The 3815-nt window shown below is 56.3% G+C and carries 3 protein-coding genes; 2 read left to right on the forward strand and 1 reads right to left on the reverse strand.

The genetic code is table 11. The annotated features are described in order from the left end of the window. The first annotated feature begins 8 nt into the window (after window positions 1–8). Window positions 9–1337, forward strand: coding sequence for a mannose-1-phosphate guanylyltransferase/mannose-6-phosphate isomerase (locus tag TA5113_RS04945; protein WP_106686080.1), 1329 nt, complete (start codon window positions 9–11; stop codon window positions 1335–1337). Here TA5113_RS04945 and TA5113_RS04950 read toward each other — a convergent pair. Beyond that, window positions 1322–2473, reverse strand: coding sequence for a glycosyltransferase family 4 protein (locus TA5113_RS04950; RefSeq protein ID WP_058315255.1), 1152 nt, complete (start codon window positions 2471–2473; stop codon window positions 1322–1324). The genes TA5113_RS04945 and TA5113_RS04950 overlap by 16 nt on opposite strands. Before the next feature lie 164 nt (window positions 2474–2637). Here TA5113_RS04950 and TA5113_RS04955 point away from each other — a divergent pair, with 164 nt between their 5' ends. Further along, a complete protein-coding gene (locus tag TA5113_RS04955; protein WP_058315788.1) occupies window positions 2638–3765 on the forward strand; it encodes an alpha-D-ribose 1-methylphosphonate 5-triphosphate diphosphatase in 1128 nt (375 codons plus the stop codon). The last annotated feature ends 50 nt before the right edge of the window (window positions 3766–3815 follow it).

Below are 3815 nucleotides of genomic sequence, written 5' to 3' on the forward strand. Positions count from 1 at the left end.
TCTCGGCTTTGGTTGGGGATACCTCCCTTTTTCAAGCCTCAGCTCAGCGCCTATCTGGCAAAGGTTTTTCCGCACCGATGGTGCTGACCAACTCTGATTTCCGCTTCATTGTGACCGAGCAGCTTTCGGAAATCGGCATCGATCCCGGCGCGATTTTGATTGAGCCAGCCGGGCGCAATACTGCACCGGCTGTTTTGTCAGCGGCGCTTTGGTTGGAAGAGAGCGATCCCAATGCGTTGATGCTGGTTGCGCCGTCTGATCACGTGGTGCCCGATACAGTAGCATTTCAAGCGGCAGTCACGGCGGCAACGCCGGCAGCAGAAGCCGGAAAGATCGTCACCTTTGGCATCACACCAGATCGCCCAGAGACCGGATATGGCTATCTTGAACTTGAAGCCGCGCCGAATGGGGGGGCGGTGACCCCACTGCGTAGGTTTGTTGAAAAACCCGATGCCAAGACGGCGGGTGATATGCTGGCGGCCGGAAATTTCCTTTGGAATGCGGGGATCTTCCTTTTCTCGGTGAAATCCATTTTGGCAGCGTTCCGCAAACATGCGGGCGACCTGATCAAGCCAGTGCAGACATCAATTTTGCAAGGCAAAACCGACCTCGGGTTTTTCCGCTTGGATCCGGCAGCGTGGGATGGGGCTCAGGATATTTCAATCGACTATGCGGTGATGGAAAAGGCTGACAATTTGGTTGTCATGCCTTTCGCAGCGGGGTGGTCGGACCTTGGCGGCTGGGATGCGGTATGGAAAGAGACCGGACCCGATGCCAAAGGTGTGGCGACGTCTGGAAATGCCACTGCGCTTGATTGCGAAAACAGCTTGCTGCGGTCTGAGGATGCATCCCTTGAAGTGGTGGGCATCGGGGTGAAAGACATCATCACCGTCGCTATGCCGGATGCAGTTTTGGTCGCAGATATCAACCGCGCGCAAGATGTGAAGAACGCTGTCGCGGCGCTCAAAGAAAAATCAGCCAAACAAGCCACGGCCTTTCCAAAAGACCACCGGCCTTGGGGTTGGTTTGAAAGCCTTGTGGTCGGCGACCGTTTCCAAGTGAAACGCATTAGCGTTTTGCCGGGCGCAGCGCTGTCTTTGCAAAGCCATCATCACCGGTCTGAACATTGGATCGTCGTGGAAGGTACGGCGAAGGTGACCATCGGAGATGAGGAGAAGCTCGTCAGCGAAAACGAGTCCGTTTACATCCCGCTGGGCGAACTCCACCGCCTTGAAAACCCCGGCAAAGTGCCGATGGTTTTGATCGAAGTCCAAACTGGCGCGTATCTGGGTGAGGATGACATTATTCGCTATGAAGATGTCTATGCGCGAGATTGATGCTGCGCGTCGTGACTTTCTAAAGTCTTCAGGATCTTCTCTGCGGCTGCATCCCACGTGAACTTATCCGCCTGCGCATAGCCGCGCGCGCGCATCTCGCCAGCAATGGTTTTGTTTTCGTCTAAGAGCCATATTGCGTTGACCCAGTCATGAAGAGAGTCAGGTTCTGCATATAGCGGCGCTTGGCCACAGACCTCTGGGACCGCACCACCCGTGGTGGCAATCACTGGACAGCCGCAGCGCATCGCCTCAAGCGGCGGCAGGCCGAAGCCTTCTGTTTTTGATGGGAAAAGCAGGGCGCGTGCGTTTTCTAGCAAGGCTTTCATCGCGCTGTCATCGACGCGTCCGAGTAGACGAACGTTGTGGTCGCTTCTCCCGCTGACGGTTTTGAAAACGCTCGTGTTCACGTCGCCAATAACGGCGATGGGGACATCTAGTTTGGTTTGGGCTGCGAGCCGAACGAGCAGGTCTAGGTTCTTATGGGGGGCTTGGCTTCCGATCGCGATGAAGAAGCCGTTTTGGGACAGGCCAAACCGGCTCAGGGCGTTCGGATCTGCGCTGATCCGATCCATATGATCGCAGCCATTATGAACCACAACAGCTTTGCCAGTCGGGAAAACACCAAAGGATTCAAGCTCTCGTCGCGCGAAGTCGGACACGGTAAACAAAACATCCGCTCGGCGTGCAAGACGGGGGAGCAGATGGCGATAGAGCGTCCGGAAACGCCAACTGTAGCTTTCTGGTTGGGTAAAGACCTGAGCATCATGCACCATCACCGCTTGCCGGCGCACCCCAAGCGGGCCAGTGTTGCAAAGGCTCAGCAGCCATTCATCTCGGTCCAACATCTTTGGCAGTCCAAGTTGTTCCCATCGATGCCCCGTGCCCGGCCGCGAGCGGAAAAGCTTTGATAAACCGCCGAGTGGGCGAATAGGAGCGGTAAGCACATCAGGTTTGCTGGGAAGCAGGTAGCGTAGAGCGCTAGAGCTGTCGGTCATCTGCCTTTGGAATGCGTGGGTTAATTCAATAGCAACGCGATCAACGCCTGACATTGGGCGCGTTAAGAAGCGCGCATTGATTGCGATTGACGCTGTCGGCGCCATCGCTTCTGTGGTGGGAATATCTTGCGCGTCTAGCATAAGGGGTCCGTGGGCAATAACGTGATTGGAAAATTCGTTGGTTTCACACCTATGCCGGCATGGTTAACAAGTCGTTGACATGGGGTGGATGACATCCTTTCCGGCTTGCCCAGATAGATATGTTTCTGCCAGAAGAAGCGCCACGAGATAGGCAGAGGCCCGATATGATTTTTGAGAACGCATTGGTTTTGGGACCAGAGGGCCTGAGCGCGCAATCGCTTGCTGTGCTTGATGGTGTTATCTGTGACGAAACAGACGCCCGTTCTTTTGATCTATCAGGCTACTGGATCATGCCGGGTCTCATTGATGTTCACGGCGATGGTTTTGAACGCCACCTTGCGCCGCGCCGCGGGGCGCTGCGGGATTTGGGGCAGGGGTTGATGTCAGCGGATGCAGAGCTAGCCGCCAATGGGATCACCACAGCGACGCTTGCGCAGTTTTACAGCTGGGAAGGTGGGATGCGCGGCCCAGAGTTTGCGCGGCGGTTTCTTGAAGCCCTAAAAACAGCCGACCTGCTGACGGACACGCGGGTGCAGTTGCGGTTTGAAACCCACTTGCTCGCTGATTACTCAGCGTTTGAAGAATTGGTTGCTGAGTTTGATGTGCCTTACGTGGTCTTCAATGACCATATCCCTCACGATGCTCTGGCCAAGGGCAAACGCCCGCCGCGCCACACGGGGCAGGCGCTCAAAAGTGGGCGCAGTCCCGAGGCGCATCTTACTTTGCTGCAAGAGCTTCATGGGCGATCTGAACAGGTGCCTGAAGCGCTAAAGGCGCTGGCCGCACGGTTGACGGCCCGCGGCGTGCGTTTGGGAAGCCATGATGATGACACGCCGGATGTCCGCGCAGGGTTTCAAGCCATGGGGATCGCGATTTCAGAATTTCCCGAGAGTTTGGAAACGGCAGAAGCGGCCAATGCTAACGGTGCCGAAGTTATCCTGGGTGCGCCAAATGTGGTGCGGGGCGGGTCGCATTCCGGGAAAGTGTCCGCGGCGGAGGTCATTGCTGCAGGTCATTGTCATGCTTTGGCGTCAGATTATCACTATCCGGCTTTGAAGCAGGCGGTGTTCCGGCTGGTGGATGATGGCGTTCTGACTTTGGAGAAAGCGTGGTCGCTGGTGTCGTCAGGGCCCGCGAAATTGCTCGGCCTAACCGATCGCGGGACATTGGAAGAAGGTCAGCGTGCGGATTTGGTGATCCTCAACCCTGAAACACGCCGGATTGAGGCAACGCTCGTGAACGGCCAGTTTTCCCATTTAACTGGTGGGGTGGCTGCTCGTTTTCTCGGGTAGCCATGCAGTAACATAGCGGCGCGGCGGGGCCAGTGTCGGTTCAAGATCAA

The organism is Cognatishimia activa, from assembly GCF_001458335.1.
GTDB classification, from domain to species: Bacteria; Pseudomonadota; Alphaproteobacteria; order Rhodobacterales; family Rhodobacteraceae; genus Cognatishimia; species Cognatishimia activa.